Here is a 19,786-nt window from a genome sequence, read left to right as displayed (position 1 = left end):
TTATATGACGCCTTAGTTAGCTGTCCGGGTTACCTTGATCAAGCTAATACGTTACCTTCAGAGCGTGGTGCCTAGCGAGCGGGCAAATAGTCGAGTGGATTCTGTGGCTGGCCATCGCGGCGCACCTCAAAATGCAGCTTGACACTATCTGCGTCGCTATCGCCCATGGTGGCAATGACCTCACCGGCCTCGACAACATCGTTCTCTTTGACACTTAAACTGTCGTTGTGTGCGTAGGCGCTGAGGTATTGATCGTTGTGCTTCAACAATATCAGGTTACCGTAGCCACGCACACCGCTGCCCGCGTACACCACGATACCGGGGCCTGCCGCTCGCACAGGTTGCCCCTTTTGCCCCGCGATATCAATCCCGGCAGTAATGCTCCCACCCTGACCAAACTCACCGGTAATCTCTCCATCGGTAGGCCAGCGCCAGTCGACATTATCGACAGGCGTGAAGGTACGCGAGGAGCGATCCGGGCGAGCGGCCTGAGCAGGCTGCGCCGCAGGCGTTGGCTCTGGCGTTGCGGCGGGCGCGGGCTCGGGAGCCGGCTCGGGCTCGGCGGCAGGTTCAGACGGCGGCTCAGCAGCAGCCGATGCAGGCGGTTCTGACGGCGCCGTATTGGCAGCCACCTGCTGCGCAGCTTCCACGGCGCGAGGCTCCGCCGTCAGGCGCTGGTTACGCTCGATGGCGCTCTCATCGGGCAACAGCCAGTCCAGTTCCTGCTCGTTACTGGCAACGGCCGTGGCCTGAGGCTGTAACCCAGTGGCCACCACACCCCGCGACGCCGTGGCAGGTGCCTGACTGGGGGCCGTGCTGGCACCCGCGCCTTCGCGCAGGGCGATGGTCTGCCCCGGCTGAATCTGATAAGGCGGGCTGATGTTGTTCAAGGCCGCCAACTGGCGGTAATCCAGGTTGTGCTGCCAAGCAATACCGTACAGGGTATCGCCTGCCTTGACGGTGTACTGAGGGGTATTTTCAACCACGCGACGGGCTTCACTCAAATCGCGTACCTGTGGCGTACCCTGCTGTTGGTTGGCACAGCCGCTGATCGCCAGCGCCAACACCGACACGATAAAAACCTTACGCATGCAATCCCTACTCCTTTTCAATGCCGTGCGCTCACACTCGATGATTCGATTCCCGCTCAATGGCTCGGGGTTGTTGAGCGTGAGGAATGCGTCACTGCGCGACGATTCAATAATACGACCAGCAGTGCTCCAAAGACCATCAACGATACGACACCAGCGACCTGCGCGGACTCGCCGGTCAGCACGGCGTAGTCGCTGGGTAACAGATAGCGATAGGCCAGCGGTATCATTTGCCCCTCCGAACCCAGCTGGTAGCGTAACAGCTCACGCCAGGGCCAGAGAACCGGCAACGAACCGACGATAAACCCCAGCAGCAGCTGCAGGGTTGCCCCATGATAGCGTTTCAATAGCCATGACAGTAGTCGTGAGGACAGGGCAAGACCCAGCAGGCAACCCATGCCGAACAGGATGATGATCCCCAGGTCGAAGCTGCGAATCGCGCCCATGATGGTGCCGTAGAGGCCCATGGTGAGCAATAGAAAACTCCCCGACACGCCCGGCAGCAGCATGGCGCTGATGGCGATGGCGCCGGCGACCACCACGACCATCGCTTCATTACCGATCATCAACACCAGCGGCATCATGCCCGGCAGCAGTTGAGCCAGCAGCAACCCCAGGGCGAGCGGCAGCAGATAGGCTATTTTCCAGCGCTCCCCCGCCTGGCCGACGACCAGCCCCGAGGCCGCCACCAGCCCGAAAAAGAAGCCTTGCAGCAACAGCGGCTGGGCCTCCATGAGCCAAAGCGCCAAGTGCGCGACGCTGAACAGGCTGATGGCGACACCGGCCAGCAGAGGCGTCAGGAAGGCCAGGTTGAGGTGGACATAAAGCCCGCGCAGCCCACCATGACGCCAGGCCCCCAGGGCGCTGGGGCCAAACTGTTTGATGGTGTTGATCAGCTCTTCATAGATACCGGTAATGAACGCAATGGTGCCACCGGACACTCCGGGAACGGCATCGGCGGCTCCCATGCCAGCGCCTTTGAAAAAAAGTTCTATCGCTCGACGCTTCAATCCACAACTCCTTGCAACAGGGGAACAAAGCGCACGGGTTCGAGCCGGCGCTTTTCAAATGCACAGCCAATGCGCTTGACCTGGGTCAGCCATTGGCTGCCGTCGGACTCTTCCAGCGGCGCAATCAATGCGCCTTCTGGCGTCAACTGCTCAAGCAATGCCTGGGGTAGCGTTTGCGCACAGGCAGTGAGCAAAATCACATCGAAAGGGGCGGCTTCCGGCCACCCTTCGCCCCCATCGGCCACGGCGAGAGTCGCCGGAGCATCCAGCCGCCACAGCCGCTCTGCCGCACGCGCGTGCAGCGCGTGGATGCGCTCTACGGAGTAGAGAGTGTCGACCAGGCGCGACAGAATCAGCGTTTGGTAGCCGGAACCCGTTCCGACCTCCAGCACACGCCGGGGCGACGCCTTCAAGACCAGCTCGGTCATGCGCGCTACGGTCAGGGGTTGCGACAGGGTCTGTCCAAAACCAATCGGCAACGCGGTGTCTTCATAGGCGCGGTGCGCCAGTGCTTCGTCCACGAACAAGTGGCGTGGCTCACGGGCCATGACCTCCAGCACCCGCGTATCCTGTACGCCCTGCTGCTGCAGCCGTTCGATCATGCGATCTCGGGTGCGCTGAGAGGTCATACCACGCCCTCTCAACTCGCCAGGCGATAGATCAGGCAAAGGCATCCAACCAGTCCTGTACATCACGGCGCGCCGGGTGGCGCGTCAGGTCAGTTTGCAGCGGGGTAATCGAGACATAGCCCGCCTCGACCGCCGCAAAATCGGTATCTTCACCATCATCGGCGTTGGCCGCCACCGGGGCAATCCAGTAGCGCGTGCGGCCACGGGGGTCTTGCACCGGCACGGGCTTTTCAGCGGGGCCGCGATACCCTAGCCGAGTGACCTTGACGCCTTTGATGGCTTCCCAGGGCAAATCGGGCACATTGACGTTGAGCAGCGTACGCGGCGGCAACGAAAGGCGGTCGGCGGCCCCCACCAGGCTGGCCGCCACATGCGCGGCCGTAGCGAAGTGCTGGGTGCCGCATAGCGACATGGCGATGGCCGTCATGCCCAGGTTACGACCCTCCATGGCGGCGGCTACCGTCCCGGAGTAGAGCACGTCATCGCCCAGGTTGCTGCCATGATTGATGCCGGAGATGACCAGCTCTGGCCGTTCGTCCCACAGCCCATTCACCCCCAGATAGACGCAGTCGGCCGGGGTGCCATCGACGCTATAGAAACCGCTGTCCAGTGCGGTCAGCGACAGCGGCCGAGACAGTGTCAGCGAATTGCTGGCCCCGCTACGATCGCGGTCAGGGGCAACCACGCGCAAGTGCGCATGGGCCGTGAGCGCATCATGCAGCGCCTTCAGGCCGGGGGCGTGAACGCCATCGTCATTGGAAAGCAGCAGTCGCCGCATGTCGGTCTCCTTACACGTGCATCAGGCGGTGTCGGGGTGGTCGATCAACTCGCCGATCACCGCCGTGGCAAAGCTGCCTCGCGGCAGGGCAAATGAGAGTAGCACAGCGTTGTCTTCATGGGTGATGCTGGGTGATATCAGGCAGGCGCGCAGGGCCCGCTGGGCTCGCTTGACGCCACTTTTTTCAAGCCCTTCACACAGCGCTGGATGCCGCTGCCGAAGCAGAGTTTCATACTTCGCCGCCGCCCCCTGCGCCAATTCACCAACGCCCCACAACACCCCGGTGGGGTGAAGGTCCATCGCGGCGGCCCGCTCGATCAGCGCCTCATCCACTGAATCGACGGCAAACACGCTCTGGGTGCCTTCCAGCATCAGCGTGTCGCCTGCCAACGGGCAGCACCAACTGCCCTCCTGCAAGCGCACGCTGAGCAGTTCGTTGAACAGAAAGCTGCGGGCGGTGGAGAGCATCATGCCCTGGCGGTCATCGCGTTTGCGCCAGCCCTTGGCCAGCACCGCCTGGGCTCGCTGCAAGTTGCGGGCACCCGCGCCAAAGCGCTGATGGCCAAAATAGTTGGGTACGCCGTGACGGCACAGTGCTTCCCAACGCGCGGTAAAGTCTTCCCGCTGCACGGCGTCGCCACTGAGCCGTAGTTGAAAATGGTTGGTGCGGTGCACGCCGCGCTTCAGCTTGCGCGGGTGGCGCGCCTGCTCCAGCACCTGAATGCCCAGCTCGGCCAGGGCACCTGCCAGCCCTTCCGGCGCTTGGCGCCCCGGCAGATGTACGCTGAGCCACTGCCGCGTGACGGCGACCCGGTCTTTCATTCCTGAGTAGCCGATATCGCGTTGCCCCACGCTGCATAGTCGGCTGAGCTGCCTGACCACCTCCAGCGTGGTCAGGTTGCGCTTCTCCACCCGCAGCCAAAGGTGCTCGCCCTGCCCTTCGGGGATGAAGTCGAGCTGCTCGTCGACCCGAAAATCTTCCGGCGCGGTGCGGTAGTGGCCTGGGGCGGGCGGGCCGAAATCGGCCGTCAGGCTGCGCTGCCAATCAGGAAGTTCAAGCATCCGCTGACGCTCGCGGAGTCAACAGCACCACGGCCTCGGCAGCGATACCTTCACCCCGCCCGGTAAAGCCCAGCCGTTCGGTGGTGGTGGCCTTGACATTCACCTGGCCCAGGGCGATTTCCAGATCCTGGGCAATGACGGTTCGCATGGCCTGGATATGAGGCGCCATTTTAGGGGCCTGCGCCATTAAAGTGGCATCGAGATTGCCCACCTCATAGCCGGCATGGCGCACCAGCGACATGACGTGACGCAGCAGTCCACGGCTATCGGCGCCTTTCCAGGCGGGGTCGGTATCCGGGAAATGATGGCCGATATCGCCCAGCGCACAGGCACCCAGCAGCGCATCACTGATGGCATGCAGCAGCACATCCCCATCGGAGTGCGCCACAAACCCCTGCTCGAAGGGCAGCACGACGCCTCCAATCATGAGATGGTCGCCGGGTCCAAAGCGATGCACGTCAAATCCATGGCCAATTCGCATTAGGCGCTCCTGTTGCCGTTATCCGCCATCGACGCGGCGGCTTGTTGAGTGTGTAAGATGGCGCCCGCCAGCGCCAGATCGCCGGGGTGGGTCACTTTCAGGTTGTCGCGACGACCGCTGACCAGCCGCGGGGCTTCTCCCAATGCTTCGACGGCAGAGGCTTCGTCGGTGACCAGCGTACCGTGCAGCACAGCCTGCTCCAGGGCGCGCACCAGCAGCGCGTAACGAAAGCCTTGCGGAGTCAGCGCATGCCACAGCCCGTCGCGGGGTTCGGTGCGCAGGCTGCACTGATCACCTCGGTCACGCTTCATGGTGTCGGCCACCGGCATGGCCAACAGCGCACCGGCCGAGTGGCTCTGGATGGCCGCATGCAGCGCCAGCAAATCCTGCTGGGTGATACAGGGGCGCGCCACGTCATGCACCATGACGATGTCATCCGCACGAGCGGGAATGGCACGCAGCGCGTTGAGCACACTATGCATGCGCTCCTGGCCGCCATCGACCCGCTGCCAGCGCTTGAACGGTACGCTATGCGGGTCGAACCAGCCGTCGTCGCGATCCAGGCAGAGCACCAGATGGGCCTCGGGAAAAGCCTGGGCTAGCCTGGCCAGGGTATGGGCCAGGATCGGCTGCCCATCAAGCGACAAATACTGCTTGGGCCGATCAGCCCCCATGCGCTTGCCCTGCCCTGCGGCGGGCACCACCAGCCAGAGCGTTTCACTCATGGCTCACCGCCTTCGCGCTCACGCGGTGGAATGACGCCAGGCTGGGCGATCAACCCCGCATGAATCCCCAGCAGCTCGTTCTCGATGGCGACACCAGGCACCCAGAAAAATTGCTCGTCGGAACGCACCATGCCCATATCGCTGCGTGCACGCTCTTCGATGGCGGCCAGCCCGGTTTTCAAATCCGTGACCTCGGCCGCCAGTCGGGCGTTACGCTCGCGCAGGGGCTGATTGGCCGCCTCCTGTTCAGCCACACGCTCTTCGACCCGCTGAAGGTCGCGCCAGCCGCCGTTGCCCAGCCACAGTTGGTACTGCATCAGGCCAAGCACTGCCAGCAGTATCACCAAGAGCCATCTGTGCATGAGAGTGTTCCTGTATAAAAGCCAGAGCGGCGCGCATTATGCCATCAAGCCGCAGGGTCCTGCGACGCCAGAGGCGACTTATAGGGTAAAGACTGGCTGGCCGCCTGCCGATACGCCTGAACATGCTCGGCTTCCTGCTGGCAAAACTGCCCTACTCCGGCAGCCAACCCGGGGTGAACGATGTAGTGCAGCGAACGCACGCGCTGCGGGGCAAAGCCACGCACCAGTTTGTGCTCTCCCTGCGTGCCGGGGTCGAACAGCGTCAACCCGGCTTCCAGGCAGTATTCAATGCCTTGATAGTAGCAAGCTTCGAAGTGCAGGCAGTCTGCGACCACTTCGCTTCCCCAGTAACGGCCATAGAGGGTCGTGGCATCCTGAAAACAGAGCGCCGCTGCCACCGGGCGGTCTTCCAACCGGGCCTGGATCAGCACCAGCGACTCGGTCATGGTATGACGCAGGCGCTCGAAAAAGGCGTGATTCAAATACGGTGGGCGACCACGCTCATGGTAGGTAATGGTGTAGCAGCGGTAGAAGTGCGCCATGTCTGCGTCACTGATCTCACTGCCCACCAAACGCGTCAGGGTAATCCCCTGTTCGGCCACCAATCGGCGCTCACGTTTGATCATCTTGCGGCGCTTGGATGCCAGCGAGGCCAGAAAGCCTTCGAAATCCCCAAACCCCTGGTCACGCCACTGAAACTGTACGCCTTCACGAGTGATGAGCTGCGGCCACTGGCGTTGCCAGGCGCCCACCTCCTGCTCATGGGCAAACAGCAGATGCCAACTGGAGAGCTCCCGGGCTTCACACAACTGCTCGATGCCCTGGGCCAGACAGGCGTATACCTCAGCAGCAGGTGCCTCCTCGGCGATCAGAGTGCGTGGCCCAGGCACGGGGGTAAACGGCACCGCACTCAGCGCCTTGGGGTAATACTGCCCCCCTGCCCGTTCCAGCGCGTCGGCCCAGCCCCAGTCGAACACGTACTCACCGTAGGAGTGGTATTTGCGATACAGCGGCAGCGCCCCGACGAGCTGCTGCCCTTGCCAGACGCACAGATGACTGGGCTGCCATCCCGTGGCAGCACTGACCGAGCCGCTTTGCTCCAGCGCCTGGAGAAACGCATGACGCATGAACGGCTGACCCGGCGCAGCCAATGCATCCCACTGGCTTGCCGAAACAGCCTCGATGGCAGGTAGAATGGTCAACGACAGAGAAGGCATGACAACTCCCAGGGCACGGGCAGACGCCGTGGATGGCTTACTTTACCATTAACGATGTGAACAATTGTCAATGTCTGGCGTCGAGGGTTTCCCCCTCTATAACCTGCCAGTATGGTCAATGTCGAACGATTCCAAGGAGTGGCCATGAAGCGTGATCTCACGACCCTACTGACCGCGCAGCGGGAAACCGCCGCCACTGCGCCCTACCCGACCCTCGCCATTCGGCGCGAGCGTCTGGCACGCTTGGCACTCATGACACGGCGCCATCAACGGGCGATCATCCAGGCGATTCAAGCGGATTTTGGTCAGCGCAGTGAAGTAGAAATTCGCCTGGCCGAGATCAGCTCGGTGCTGCACGCCATTCGCCACGCCCGCCTGCACTTGTGGCACTGGATGCGCCCGCAAGCCGCCACCATACCTTGGCGACTGTGGCCAGCCCGTGCACGCATCTCGCCCCAGCCGCTGGGCGTGGTGGGTGTCATGTCCGCCTGGAACTATCCCTGGTGCCTGGCGCTGATGCCCACCGTGGATGCGCTGGCTGCGGGTAATACCGTGCTCCTCAAACCCAGCGAGCAGGCGCCGCATACCAGCGCGCTGCTGGCCAAGCTGGTGCCGCAATACTTTACCGATGACGAGTTCGTTGTGATCGAGGGAGGCGAGGACGTGGCCGCCGCCTTCAGCGCACTGCCGTTCGACCACCTGGTCTTTACCGGCTCGAGCAGAGTGGGCCGCCTGGTCGCAGCCGCCGCTGCGACCAACTTGACCCCAGTGACGTTGGAGCTGGGCGGCAAGTCGCCTGCGCTGGTCGCCAGCGATGTGGATATGGAGAGCGCTGCCGAGGCCATCGTGTTCGGCAAAGGATTCAACAACGGCCAAACCTGCCTGGCTCCCGATTATGTTCTTGTAGAGGCCAGCCGCCTGGAAGCGCTGATCAAGGCACTGGAGCGGGCCATACGCCAGCAGCGCCCCACCGCCAAGGAAGCCACCGGCCATGTCAGTGAACACTTCGCCACACGCAGTGAGCGCCTGATCGAGCAAGCGCGTGATCAAGGCTGCCGCGTGATCGATCACGGCTCGCATGCTCCCGCGCTGGTGATCGACCCCCATCAGGGGCTTCCTCTGATGCAAGAGGAGATCTTTGGCCGTGCCTTGCCTATCATCAGCGTACAGCACCAGAAGGACGCGCTGCGCTTCATCAACGCTCGCCCAGCGCCGCTGGTGCTCTATGCTTTTACCCATGACAAAGGATTGCAGCAGCTACTGCGTGAGGGCACTCGCTCGGGCGCGCTGGTGTTCAACGAAACATTGCTGCACCACGCCGTACCTTCGCTTCCCTTCGGGGGGGTCGGTGAAAGCGGCATGGGGGCTTATCATGGCCGCCACGGCTTCGAGCGTTTCAGCCATATGCGGGGAATGTTTTATCAAGCCAAACGCGCCAACAGCCGCTGGCTGCGACCTCCTTATCGCCGCTGGATGCTGAAATTGCTCAGGCTCGGCTAAAGATTACAGGCCAACGCCCGATATTTATCTAATATGCTTTGATTGCATACGCTCACACACTCAGGAAATGCCATGCACGCGGCCGACTTACCAGACAATGAATCTCAGCGCCTGGCTGCCCTGCATGGGTTACACGTTCTCGACACTGCAGACGACGAAGGCTTTGCACGCCTGACGCAGCTGGCCTGCGAGCTGTTCGACGTACCCACGTCGCTGGTGTCGCTGGTGGACCGTGACCGGCAGTGGTTCAAGGCGCGTCAAGGGCTCGATGCCTGTGAAACCAACCGTGAAGTGTCGTTCTGCGCCCACGCCGTGGCGGCAGATGCACCGTTGGTGGTGGAAGATACTCACGAGGACGAACGCTTTTTCGATAATCCGCTGGTCACCGGGGCTCCCCACATACGCTTTTATGCGGGCCACCCTCTCCGGCCTGCTCAAGGGATGGTCGTGGGCACGCTGTGCCTGATCGGCCCCGAGCCACGCCCATTTTCCGACCGTGACCGCCGGCTACTCGAACAGCTGGCAGGCCAGGTCGATGAGCTGCTGCGTCAGCATCAGATGCGCTACCACCTCTCCCAGACGAATCTGCGCTACCAGACACTGTTCAATGGTAGCGCCACGGGCATCGTCCGAATCGACCGCACAGGCAAGGTGCTGAGCATCAACCCCTATGCGCTCAGCATGCTGGGCTATGCCCATCATGAAGTGGTAGGGCGCAACGTTTCCATGCTGACACCCGCGTCCATCCGTGACCAACATGACGGTTTCCTGGCCCACTTTCTGGCCGGAGGCGACCCCAGGGTGATTGGCCGTGGCCGGGAAGTCGACGCACTGCACCAGCAGGGCCACACCGTACCGGTGCATCTCGCGGTCAATGCCATTGCCGATGAAAAGGGGGAAATCGTCGAGTTCCTGGGCATCCTGACCAACTTGACGGATGTGCATGCCGCCACCAAGCGCATGCACAAGGAGCAGAGCCTGCTCAAGGTGTTGCATCAGGGTATCACCGACTATCAGGCGCTGATGTCCGGCGAGCAGCTGTGGACGTTCCTGATGGAGGCACTGCGCGAGCTGACCGACAGTGACTACGCCCTGATCGGCGAAGTGCTCCCCACGGACACCACCAGTGCCTTGAAGATCCACGCCATCACCGATCTGTCCTGGAACGACGAGTCGCGCCACCTGATGGAAATGCTGCGCAGTGGCGACATGACCCTGACCAATCCGGACTCGCTGCTTGGGCGGGTGTACGCCCATGGCGAAACGGTCATCACCGATGACGTCTATGGGCACAGCAAGCGGGGCGGCTTCCCTCCCGGTCACCCGCGGCTGGACAACTACCTGGGTGCGCCCATTTTCAGTGGCGACCAGTTGATTGGCATGTTCGCCATCGCCAACAGCAGACAACCGCTGGACCAGTCGCTACTCAACTGGCTGCAGCCCTTCACGGATACCTGTGCCCTGCTGATCAATCTTTATCGGCAAATGGCCGAACGCGAACAGGTCGCTCTGGATCTGGCCACGGCCCGTGACCAGGCTGAAAAAGCCAACCGAGCCAAGAGCGACTTCCTCTCTTCGATGAGCCATGAGCTGCGCACGCCACTGAATGCCATCATCGGCTTTGCCCAGTTGCTGGCCAAAGGTCGACGAGACCCGCTGAGCGAAAAGCAGCAGCGGCAGGTAGGCCAAATCGAGAAGAGTGGCCAGCACCTGCTGAGCCTGATCAATGAGGTGCTGGACCTGGCCAAGATCGAATCTGGGCACATGAGCCTGTCCATCGAGACCATTGCCCTCGATCGCTTGCTGGAAGATGCTGCCAGTACACTGGAAGCCAGCATCGAAGCCGCAGGCATTCACTTTCAGCGCCCGACCCTCGACTCGAGCTGGGTCGTGCAGGCAGATTACACCCGCACCAAACAGGTCCTGCTGAACCTGCTCTCCAATGCCATCAAATACAATCGCCCTCAGGGCAGTATCACCCTGGAGGTGGTGCCCCAGGCACCGATGCTGCGCGTCAGCGTGACCGATACTGGCAAAGGCATCCCTGCCGAACGTTTGGAAGAGTTGTTCGAACCCTTCAATCGGCTGGATGAGGAGCACGGCGTCATCGAAGGGACGGGCATCGGCCTGGCCATTACCCGTGAGCTGGTGGAGCGAATGGGGGGGGCCATTGGCGTGGACAGCCAACCCGAACGTGGCTCCACCTTCTGGTTTACCTTGCCCATGGCAGAAAAAAACACCGCCGAGCCTTCCTCGGCGGTGTCGGCAACGTTGGGAGACACTGCCTCACAGAGCAGCTACCGCCTGCTCTATATCGAGGATAACCCCACCAACCAGAAGCTCATGGAAGATATCGTGGACGACTACCCACACGTCCAGCTGCAAACCGTGTCCAGCGCCGAGCTGGGGCTTGAAATCATGCGTTACTCACCGCCCGACCTGGTGTTGCTCGACATCAACCTGCCGGGTATGAGCGGTTATCGAGCGCTGGAGATCATTCGCCACGATGAGCAGCTCAAGCACCTTCCCGTCATTGCCCTGTCGGCCAACGCCATGGAACGGGACATTGCCCGAGGCCTCGAGGCTGGCTTTGCCGACTACCTGACCAAGCCTATCGACCTCGACAAGCTCTCCGCGACCCTGAGCCACTATCTGGCTGTCGCCCCCGCTCACTCTCCAAGGATGGCCACATGACCCTGATGAGCAAGCGCTTACTCATCGTCGACGACAACAGCATCAACGTCGAGCTGCTGCTGGACCTGCTGGACGATCACGGTTTCGACCACGTGCAGGGAATCAGCGACCCTCGCCAGGTGCTGGGCCTGTGCCAACAACAGTTGCCCGACCTGATCCTGCTGGATATCCGGATGCCCTACCTGGATGGCTATGGGGTCATGTCACAGCTGCAGGCGCACTTCGGGGCTCAGATGCCGCCAGTCATCGTACTGACCGCCCAGATCGATGACGAAACACGCCATAAAGCGCTGAGCATGGGGGTACGTGATTTTCTCACCAAGCCTTTCAAGCATGACGAGGTACTCCAGCGCATTCGCAACACGCTGGATGTGGAACACCGTTATCAGGTGCGCGACAAACAGGCCGAGACCCTCGAACAGATGGTGGCCAAACGCACCGAAGAGCTGGACCGCCAGTCGCGCACCGACCACATCACCCAGCTACCCAATCGACGGGCGCTGACCCAAACGCTGCAAGAGGCCGCCCAGGCAGGTGACGACACGGGCCTGCTGTTCATCGCCCTGGATCATCTCGACGATGTGGTACGCCTGCACGGCTACGGCGTTGCCGATCAGCTCATGGTGCATATCAGCCATCGGCTCCACGCCCAGCTATGTGAACGCTGCACCCTGGGCGTATGGGGCGGCAGCGAACTGCTGGTCATTGCCGATAGCAACGACCTCAAGGCCCTGCGCCAGCTGGCATCCAAGCTACTGAGCTGTTTCGATCAGGATCAGGCAGTGGGCGACCTGCTGTTGCCGCTCAATGCACGCATTGGCATCAGTTGGGCACAGGGCCCGTTCGACAGCGAACGGCTGGTGCACAAGGCTGCTCTGGCACTACCCCAGTCAGGCTCGCTGCGCATTCAAAGCTACAACGAAACGCTGGAAACCCAGCAGCGCCACCGCCTGCACCTGCAGCAGGCCATTCGTGGGGCGACCCAGCGTGGCGAGATGTCGTTGGCTTTTCAACCCAAGCTGTCGCTGGCCACTCAGCGGGTGCTGGGCGCCGAAGCGCTGCTGCGCTGGCACCATCCCGAGCTGGGGCATGTCTCGCCTGGGGATTTCATCCCCTTGGCCGAGGCCAGTGGCGATATTCTGTCGATTGGCGAGTGGGTGCTGGAAGAGGCCATGCGCCATATTGCCCAGTGGCGGCAGCAGAGCCTGCTGGACGATGACTTCCATATCGCCGTCAACGTGGCTGCGCGCCAATTGGCACGCAAGGACTTTGCCGAAGCGCTGCTGGCGCGACTCGCCCGGCACGGGATTCCGGCGCGCTTTTTTGCGCTCGAAGTGACCGAGTCTGGCCTGCTCAGCGACCTGGATAATGCACGTATCCAGTTGGCCCAGTTGGCGGATGTGAATATTGCCGTGGCCATCGATGATTTTGGCACCGGCCACTCATCCCTCGCTTATGTGAAGACCCTGCCTTTCTCGACGCTGAAAATCGACCGGGCCTTCGTCATGGATCTGGAAAAGGACGCCGTGGATCGTCACCTGGCCTTGACCATCACCCAACTGGCCCATGCGGTGGGCTGTGACGTCGTCGCCGAGGGCATCGAAACGGCTGCCCAGGCCGACTATTTGCGTTCGATAGGTTGCGAAGCGGCGCAAGGGTATTACTATGCTCGTCCACTGCCTGCAGATGAGTTTTATCACTGGTGCAGCCAGTGGACGCCTCGTTTACCCTCAACGCCTGCCACGGAGTCAGTCAATGGCGCATGACCTGCTAGACCGCCTAAGGGAACGTCTCGAAGAGCTGAATCGTTCGGAGCGCAAGGTGGCGAACGTGATCCTCGACGACCCGGCAGCCGCCACCAGCCTGAGCATTGCCAGCCTCGCTCAGGCGGCCAGCGTCAGCGAGCCTACCGTGAACCGGTTTTGCCGCAACTTCGGCGCCAAGGGTTATCCCGATTTCAAGATCAAGCTGGCGCAGAGCCTGGCCGGCGGAACGCCTTACGTGACCCGTGCCGTCGAGCCCGGCGATACGGCCACCCAGTACACGCACAAGATTTTCGGAGCCACCATTGCCGCCCTGGACGAAGCCCAGCGCGAGGTGGACATGGCCGCCGTCGAGCGTATGGTGGATTACCTGACCCAGGCCAAGCAGATTCACTTTTTCGGGTTGGGTGCCTCCGGTGCCGTGGCCCAGGATGCGCAGCACAAGTTCTTCCGCTTCAACTTGCCGGTCATGGCATATGTGGATGTGCTGATGCAACGCATGGTGGCTGCCGCCTGCCATACGGGCGATGTGGTGGTGATCATTTCCTACACGGGCCGCACGCGGGAACTGGTCGATATCGCCAAGGTGGCCCGCGAAGCAGGCGCCGTGGTGCTGGGGATTACCGCACCGGACTCTCCGCTCTCACGTGAGTGCACCGCGACCCTGGAAGTCGCCACCCCCGAAGATACCGACCACTACATGCCCATGACCTCCCGAATGATTCAGCTCACCTTGATCGATGCGCTGGCCACGGGGGTCACCCTCAGGCGCGGCGAAGATTTCTTGCCGCACCTGAAGAAGATCAAGGACAGCCTGCGCGATACCCGCTTTCCGGCCGAAAAGTCCATCAAGTAACGCGGCGACTACGCATCTACCGCCGTGGTCACGGTAATCTCGACTTTCAACTCATCGGCAGGCATCGGTGCACACACGCAGGTGCGTGCCGGTGCATGGCCTTCCGGTACCCAGGCATCCCAAACCTCGTTCATGGCCGCAAAATCGCTGCCCTCCTTGAGGTAGATCGTCGCACTGAGCAACTGCTCGCGGCTGGAGCCGATCTCCTTCAATAGCGCATCCACCCGCGCCAGCATGCTCTCGGTCTGCTCCTTGATATCGCCATGGCGCGCCTCGGGGCCCGCCACCTGGCCACACAGATACGCCACGCCGCCATGGATCACGGCACGGCTCATGCGGGCTTTTGTATCATGACGCTGAATACTCATGGTTCAATCTCCTGTGTCGATTAAAAAAAGCAGTGTAAACCGCCAGCAAGCCACTGCCTATCCCATATCGAACTGTCCGGTCATATCGAACAGCCCGTCTCAGGTAGGTACCGGGCGGTGCTCAAAGACACGGCGCAACACAAAGCTGGTATGCGCCCCCGTGACCCCTTCGATCCGATTGATGACATGCAGCAGGAGATGCTGGTAGTCATCCATGTCCTTGACCAGAATCTTGAGCTGAAAGTCGGCGGCTTGACCCGTGATGATCAAGCACTCCACCACGTTGGGAATGTCACGCACGTGGCGCTCGAAGTTATCGAAGCGCTCGGGGGTGTGTTGATCCATGGAAATATGCAGCAGCGCCATCAGCTGATAGCCCAGCGGCCGAGCGTCCACCACGGCCCGGTACTGAGTAATCAGCCCATGGGTTTCCAGCGCCCGAACCCGGCGCAGGCAGGGGGATGGCGAGAGGCCTATGCGTTCGGCCAGTTCTTGGTTACTGATGCGCCCTTCCTGCTGAAGGATACCCAGGATACGACGGTCATAACGATCCAGCGTCAGGGGAGTCACCGACATGCTCGACAGCCTCTACTAATGAAATCCATAAACCCGCCATATTCTGCCACTTTTTCTGCCCACTGGCCTATTTTCGCAATAACCTTTCGCGGCATTCCGGTTACACTAGCATGTCTGCCAAAAGCAGCTGCTCCCAGGGCCTCTTACCCGGAGGCCTGGCACGCGGCTCACGCCACAAGCGGCCGCCTCAAACAACCTCATGCTTTCAGGAAACTCACCATGTCTGCCTTCGATCATCGCAAGTATCGCCCTGCCCCGCGGGTACCCGCGTTCAATCGCCAGTGGCCCGACCGGGAACTGACCCACGCTCCCATCTGGGTGAGCGAGGACCTGCGCGATGGCAACCAGGCGCTACTGGAGCCAATGACCGTCGAGCAGAAGCAGCGCTTTTGGCACCAGATCATCAAGGTCGGTATCAAGGAAGTGATGGTCGGCTTTCCCTCTGCCAGCCAGCCGGATTACGACTTCGTGCGCTGGTTGATCGAAGAGGACCAGATTCCCGATGACGTCACCATTGCGGTGCTGGTGCAGTGCCGAGAGCATTTGATCGAGAAAACGTTTGCCTCGCTGGTGGGCGTCAAGCGCGCCATCATCCACCTGTACAACTCCACGTCGACCATTCAGCGCGAACGGGTCTTCGAGATGGACCGCGAGGGCATTACCGACATCGCCGTTCAGGGCGCCACCTGGGTCAAGACCCATGCCGCGCAGTACCCCGACGTCGATTGGCGCTTCCAGTACTCCCCTGAAAGCTTCTCCAGCACGGAGATCGATTTTTCACTGGCCATCTGCGAAGCGGTCATGGATGTGTGGCAGCCCACGCCAGACAACCCGTGCATTCTCAACCTGCCCACCACCGTGGAAGTGGCCGGCCCACACCACCACGCCGACCAGATCGAGTACTTTTGCCAGCATATCAGCCGTCGGGATAGCGTGATCATTTCGGTACACACCCATAACGACCGGGGCGGCGCAGTGGCTTCTGCCGAGCTGGCCCTGCTGGCGGGTGCCGATCGCGTCGAGGGCACGCTGCTGGGCAACGGCGAGCGTACCGGCAACATGGATATCGTGACGCTGGCCATGAACCTGTACAGCCAGGGCATCGACCCGGCGCTGGATCTCTCCAACCCCGACGAGATCATCCAGGTCGTGCATGAGTGCACCGGCATTGCCATTCACCCCCGCCACCCCTGGGTGGGCGAGATGGTCTACACCGCGTTTTCCGGCAGCCACCAGGATGCCATTCGTAAATCGCTCAAGCATCAGAAGCCCGATGAGCCGTGGCAAGTGGCCTATCTGCCCATCGACCCCCATGACATCGGCCGCGACTACCAGGCAGTGATCCGGGTCAACAGCCAGTCAGGCAAAGGCGGCATGGCCTTTTTGCTGGAGCGCGACTACGGCATTCACCTGCCCCGCTGGATGATGCTGGCACTGGCCCCCCACGTGCAGAAAGAGAGCGAGCGGCGCAACAGCGAGCTCTCCAGCGCCATGGTCCGCCAGGTGATGTTCGATCAGTTTGCCCTGGATGCCCCGCTCTCCCTGGCGGATTACCGGCTTTCCAAAGGCCATCAGGAAGGCATCGACATCACCCTGTGGCACGGCACCGAAACGCTGCGCCTTTCCGGCACGGGCAACGGAGCCATGTCATCGTTCACCGACGCCTGGAAACAGCATACCGGCAGCCACGTGGCCATTCTGGACTACAGCGAGCACTCACTGGGGGGCAGCAGCGAGGCCAATGCCATTGCCTTCGTGCAGTTGAATATCGACGGCCAACGGGTATGTGCCGTGGCAGAGGACAGCGACACGGTGAGTGCCTCGCTCAAGGCCGTGCTGTCAGGCATCAACATGGCCAGCACGGCGGCATCCAGCGAGGCCCCCGTCGAGCACTCCTCCATGGCCACCGCTTGATCTTCGCCGGTTGAGGCATGAAAGTGAGCAAGGCCCGCCCTCAGGGCCTTGCCGAACATGCTACACTTTCCGGCCTTGATTCTGCTTTCCGCACGAGGCCACCATGGACGCTGGCATGGCCAGTCTCTTTCTGATTGCCCTGGGAGGCGCGCTTGGCGGCATGGGCCGCTTTGCCGTGTCCAATGCCGCCGCGAAACGGCTAGGCAAAGCCTTCCCCTGGGGCACGCTCATCGTCAATGCCAGCGGCGCGCTCTTGGCGGGCTGGCTGCTGGCACGTTATGGCTTGCAGCATCACGACCCCATCTGGGCCTTCGCCATCATCGGCCTACTGGGCGGCTATACCACCGTCTCCTCCTTCAGCCTGCAAACCCTGGAGCTTTACCAGTCCGGCCAAGCCGCTCGGGCGGCACTCAACGTTGCCAGTACGTTAGGTTTGGGGCTCTTGATGGCCATCCTGGGTTGGTGGCTGGGCGGGGGGTTGTCATGAACGCCTATCTGGCCGTTGGGCTCGGCAGCGCCGTGGGCAGCCTGCTGCGTTATGGGGTGTCACTGGCATCCCTGGCAGCGCTTGGCAGCTATTTCCCCTGGGGCACGCTACTGGTCAATATCGTGGGCTCGCTGCTGATCGGCTGGCTGGCAGCCACCGCCTCGCGCTTTCCTCACCGCGCGCTGGCACGCCACCAACCTCTGCTGGTGGCAGGCTTTTGTGGCGGCTTCACCACCTTTTCACTGTTCAGCCTGGAAACGCTCTACCTCGCCCAACAGCCCCAGTGGTGGTTGGCACCGCTCTACGTGCTGGTCAGCGTCCCGCTATGGCTGCTGGCCGCCTGGGCCGGAGAGCGCTGGGCACTTGCCTCATCGCCTGCTGCCGAATGAAAGATATCCTGGAACGACAGCAGTGCTGGCTGTATCTGTTTGGCATTGGCTTGGGCATAAGCGCAGGACTATGGGCTCCCGAACGCATGGCCGTGCTGGAGCCATTGCTTTGGCCGTTACTGGGTGCGCTGCTCTACACCACCTTTACCCAAATCCCCCTGCTCGCTATTCGCCAAGGCCTTCAGGACAAACGTTTCATTGCAGCACTGCTGGTGGGCAACTTCATCGTGATTCCTGCCGCCGCAGGCTTGGCAGCTTTATGGCTGCCCCTGCCACCCGCCCTATTGGCTGGCGTACTGCTAGTGCTGTTGGTGCCTTGCACCGACTGGTTCATCACCTTTACTCATCTGGGCAAAGGCGATACGGGCCGCGCCATTGCCGCCACGCCGCTACTGCTCCTGATACAAATGATCGCCCTCCCCGTCTATTTATGGTGGCTATTGGGCATAGAGTGGCTGAACATCGCCCTATCCACAGCACTGATCAGCGCCTTTGTGGGGCTGATCGCCACCCCTCTGTTGCTTGCCTGGCTTACGGAGCGTCTGGCGGAGCGCTCAGCAAAGGCTCAACGCATCACGCAAGCCATGGGATACTGCCCGGTACCACTGCTGGCGGTCGTCGTGTTCATCATCGCGGCGTCGCAAGTGGCCAGCGTGGTGGCGCTGACCCAGTGGTTGCTGCCATTAGGGCTTCTGTTTAGCGGCTATCTCCTGCTGGCGGGGCTCTTGGGCCGAGCGTTAGGACGACTTTTCTCACTCCCGACCCGCAGCGCACGCACCCTGGCCTTCAGCTTTGGCACACGCAACTCCTTTGTGATGCTGCCCATCGCCCTCACTCTGCCCAACGGCTGGCAAGCTGCCGTGGTCGTGATCGTATTTCAGTCCCTCGTCGAGCTGTTCGGCATGGTGGGCTACCTTCGCTGGGTGCCAAGCAAATTGCTGCCTGAGCCATTAACGAAAAACGCCAGTCTCGAATAAAGACTGGCGTGTATGACACTCCTGACGGCAGACGGTAGGTCGGTCAGCGCAGAATCAGTACCGGAATTCGGCTATTGCGCAGCATGGTCGTGGTTGTGCTGCCGACCAACAAATGACGAATCCGCGAGTGCCCGTAAGCACCCATGACCAGCAGGTCGATGGCGTTTTCTTGCTCATACGCCTGTAAAACGTCATCCACTTCCCCGGCACGAATTTCTCCCTGCGCATGATGTCCCGCATCGCGTAAGGTGCCAAGCGCCCATGCCAGCTCGCTGCGATGTTCCGCCGTGTCTGACCCGACAATCAGCACATGGCAGGTTGCCCCGGCAAACAGCGGGGAGCGGGCCAACATTTCGACTCCCTTCCTGGCCGTTTTGCTACCGTCGAAGGCTATCAGCACCTCCTCTGGATGCCTGAAGGCTCTGGGCACCATCAACATCGGGCGTTGCATTTCGCGCACCATACGCTCCAGGTGGGCACCCAGATGCCCGCTTGCCTGATGATCGGTTTCACCACGCTTGCCCACTACCAGCAAGCGCATCTCTTTCTCCAACGCCACCAGCGTTTCCACCAGCGTGCCATTCAGTTGGCGGGGAGTGGGCGCACTCACACCGCCTTCTACCGCTCTGGCACTGGCAGCTTCGAGCATCAGCTTGCCCTGCTCTCGGTTTACCCTGGCACGCTGCTCATCCAGCGCCGAAAGCTCTTCCATCAACTTTTCGCGGGCACCGAAACGCAGGCTGCCGGACAAATCCTGCGCTTCGGGCACGCCTGCGTGGTTATCCACGACGTGCACCAGCGTCAAAGGTGCTTCCAGGGCCAGGCTGGCCCAGGCGGCGTAGTCACAAACGCCTTCGGCAAATTGGGAGCCGTCAATGGCGGCGATTACCTGTTCAGTCATGTTGTT

General features: G+C 61.6%; 20 protein-coding genes. 8 read left to right on the top strand and 12 right to left on the bottom strand.

Annotation, left to right across the window (positions count from 1 at the left end; all coding sequences use genetic code 11):
* Window positions 1-71: 71 nt before the first annotated feature.
* From RVM26_RS01495 to RVM26_RS01455, 9 genes are read right to left on the bottom strand one after another with little or no spacing between them, the layout of a single operon-like run.
* Window positions 72-1,091, bottom strand: a complete 1,020-nt coding sequence (locus RVM26_RS01495) for a M23 peptidase family protein (protein ID WP_498940383.1) — start codon at window positions 1,089-1,091, stop codon at window positions 72-74.
* A 56-nt stretch (window positions 1,092-1,147) separates the two neighbouring features.
* Window positions 1,148-2,059 carry a DUF368 domain-containing protein gene (locus tag RVM26_RS01490; RefSeq protein WP_498940381.1) on the bottom strand — a complete coding sequence of 304 codons (912 nt, stop codon included), beginning with the start codon at window positions 2,057-2,059 and terminating at the stop codon, window positions 1,148-1,150.
* Window positions 2,060-2,097: 38 nt separating this feature from the next.
* Window positions 2,098-2,775, bottom strand: a complete 678-nt coding sequence (locus tag RVM26_RS01485) for a protein-L-isoaspartate(D-aspartate) O-methyltransferase (RefSeq protein WP_016916298.1) — start codon at window positions 2,773-2,775, stop codon at window positions 2,098-2,100.
* Entirely contained in the window at window positions 2,762-3,508 is a 747-nt protein-coding gene (gene surE, locus RVM26_RS01480) for a 5'/3'-nucleotidase SurE (protein ID WP_498940379.1), read from the bottom strand. The genes RVM26_RS01485 and surE overlap by 14 nt, the downstream gene beginning before the upstream one ends.
* 21 nt (window positions 3,509-3,529) lie before the next feature.
* Window positions 3,530-4,570 carry a tRNA pseudouridine(13) synthase TruD gene (truD, locus tag RVM26_RS01475; protein WP_498940377.1) on the bottom strand — a complete coding sequence of 347 codons (1,041 nt, stop codon included), beginning with the start codon at window positions 4,568-4,570 and terminating at the stop codon, window positions 3,530-3,532.
* Window positions 4,563-5,051 carry a 2-C-methyl-D-erythritol 2,4-cyclodiphosphate synthase gene (ispF, locus tag RVM26_RS01470; protein ID WP_016916295.1) on the bottom strand — a complete coding sequence of 163 codons (489 nt, stop codon included), beginning with the start codon at window positions 5,049-5,051 and terminating at the stop codon, window positions 4,563-4,565. The genes truD and ispF overlap by 8 nt, the downstream gene beginning before the upstream one ends.
* The gene (gene ispD / locus RVM26_RS01465) at window positions 5,051-5,776 is read right to left on the bottom strand and encodes an IspD/TarI family cytidylyltransferase (RefSeq protein ID WP_498940375.1); all 726 of its coding nucleotides are present in this window, start codon (window positions 5,774-5,776) and stop codon (window positions 5,051-5,053) included. Before ispD ends, ispF begins: the two co-directional genes overlap by 1 nt.
* Window positions 5,773-6,138 carry a cell division protein FtsB gene (ftsB, locus tag RVM26_RS01460; RefSeq protein WP_016916293.1) on the bottom strand — a complete coding sequence of 122 codons (366 nt, stop codon included), beginning with the start codon at window positions 6,136-6,138 and terminating at the stop codon, window positions 5,773-5,775. The genes ispD and ftsB overlap by 4 nt, the downstream gene beginning before the upstream one ends.
* A gap of 44 nt (window positions 6,139-6,182) precedes the next feature.
* Window positions 6,183-7,355: a GNAT family N-acetyltransferase gene (locus tag RVM26_RS01455; RefSeq protein WP_498940373.1), complete on the bottom strand. Its 1,173-nt coding sequence runs from the start codon at window positions 7,353-7,355 to the stop codon at window positions 6,183-6,185.
* A 144-nt stretch (window positions 7,356-7,499) separates the two neighbouring features.
* Between RVM26_RS01455 and RVM26_RS01450 the strand changes: the two genes are divergently transcribed.
* The 4 genes from RVM26_RS01450 (at window position 7,500) to RVM26_RS01435 (ending at window position 14,168) form a co-directional block, all read left to right on the top strand.
* Entirely contained in the window at window positions 7,500-8,855 is a 1,356-nt protein-coding gene (locus RVM26_RS01450; protein ID WP_498940371.1) for an aldehyde dehydrogenase family protein, read from the top strand.
* Between the two features lie 72 nt (window positions 8,856-8,927).
* The gene (locus RVM26_RS01445; protein ID WP_498940369.1) at window positions 8,928-11,549 is read left to right on the top strand and encodes a GAF domain-containing protein; all 2,622 of its coding nucleotides are present in this window, start codon (window positions 8,928-8,930) and stop codon (window positions 11,547-11,549) included.
* Window positions 11,546-13,315 (top strand): EAL domain-containing response regulator, encoded by a 1,770-nt coding sequence (locus RVM26_RS01440; RefSeq protein ID WP_498940368.1) that lies wholly within the window; start codon window positions 11,546-11,548, stop codon window positions 13,313-13,315. The genes RVM26_RS01445 and RVM26_RS01440 overlap by 4 nt, the downstream gene beginning before the upstream one ends.
* Window positions 13,305-14,168 (top strand): MurR/RpiR family transcriptional regulator, encoded by an 864-nt coding sequence (locus tag RVM26_RS01435; protein ID WP_498940366.1) that lies wholly within the window; start codon window positions 13,305-13,307, stop codon window positions 14,166-14,168. The genes RVM26_RS01440 and RVM26_RS01435 overlap by 11 nt, the downstream gene beginning before the upstream one ends.
* Before the next feature lie 8 nt (window positions 14,169-14,176).
* Here the strand turns inward: RVM26_RS01435 and RVM26_RS01430 are convergent, their stop codons facing one another.
* The gene (locus RVM26_RS01430; protein ID WP_039175573.1) at window positions 14,177-14,536 is read right to left on the bottom strand and encodes a RidA family protein; all 360 of its coding nucleotides are present in this window, start codon (window positions 14,534-14,536) and stop codon (window positions 14,177-14,179) included.
* Window positions 14,537-14,635: 99 nt separating this feature from the next.
* Window positions 14,636-15,112 carry an Lrp/AsnC family transcriptional regulator gene (locus RVM26_RS01425; protein WP_498940363.1) on the bottom strand — a complete coding sequence of 159 codons (477 nt, stop codon included), beginning with the start codon at window positions 15,110-15,112 and terminating at the stop codon, window positions 14,636-14,638.
* A 219-nt stretch (window positions 15,113-15,331) separates the two neighbouring features.
* Here RVM26_RS01425 and RVM26_RS01420 point away from each other — a divergent pair, with 219 nt between their 5' ends.
* The 4 genes from RVM26_RS01420 (at window position 15,332) to RVM26_RS01405 (ending at window position 18,879) form a co-directional block, all read left to right on the top strand.
* Window positions 15,332-17,026: a 2-isopropylmalate synthase gene (locus RVM26_RS01420; protein WP_498940361.1), complete on the top strand. Its 1,695-nt coding sequence runs from the start codon at window positions 15,332-15,334 to the stop codon at window positions 17,024-17,026.
* 103 nt (window positions 17,027-17,129) lie between these two features.
* Window positions 17,130-17,513 (top strand): fluoride efflux transporter FluC, encoded by a 384-nt coding sequence (locus tag RVM26_RS01415; RefSeq protein ID WP_096921376.1) that lies wholly within the window; start codon window positions 17,130-17,132, stop codon window positions 17,511-17,513.
* On the top strand, window positions 17,510-17,902 hold the full coding sequence (crcB, locus tag RVM26_RS01410) for a fluoride efflux transporter CrcB (RefSeq protein WP_039175569.1): 393 nt from the start codon (window positions 17,510-17,512) through the stop codon (window positions 17,900-17,902). The genes RVM26_RS01415 and crcB overlap by 4 nt, the downstream gene beginning before the upstream one ends.
* Window positions 17,899-18,879, top strand: coding sequence for an arsenic resistance protein (locus tag RVM26_RS01405; RefSeq protein WP_498940358.1), 981 nt, complete (start codon window positions 17,899-17,901; stop codon window positions 18,877-18,879). Before crcB ends, RVM26_RS01405 begins: the two co-directional genes overlap by 4 nt.
* Window positions 18,880-18,922: 43 nt before the next feature.
* Here the strand turns inward: RVM26_RS01405 and RVM26_RS01400 are convergent, their stop codons facing one another.
* Window positions 18,923-19,780, bottom strand: a complete 858-nt coding sequence (locus RVM26_RS01400) for a universal stress protein (RefSeq protein WP_498275201.1) — start codon at window positions 19,778-19,780, stop codon at window positions 18,923-18,925.
* Window positions 19,781-19,786 lie beyond the last annotated feature (6 nt).

The sequence above is a fragment of the Halomonas sp. KM072 genome, from assembly GCF_050710315.1.
In the GTDB taxonomy this organism is placed as follows: domain Bacteria; phylum Pseudomonadota; class Gammaproteobacteria; order Pseudomonadales; family Halomonadaceae; genus Vreelandella; species Vreelandella hamiltonii.
This window is presented reverse-complemented; position numbering and strand designations above follow the sequence as displayed.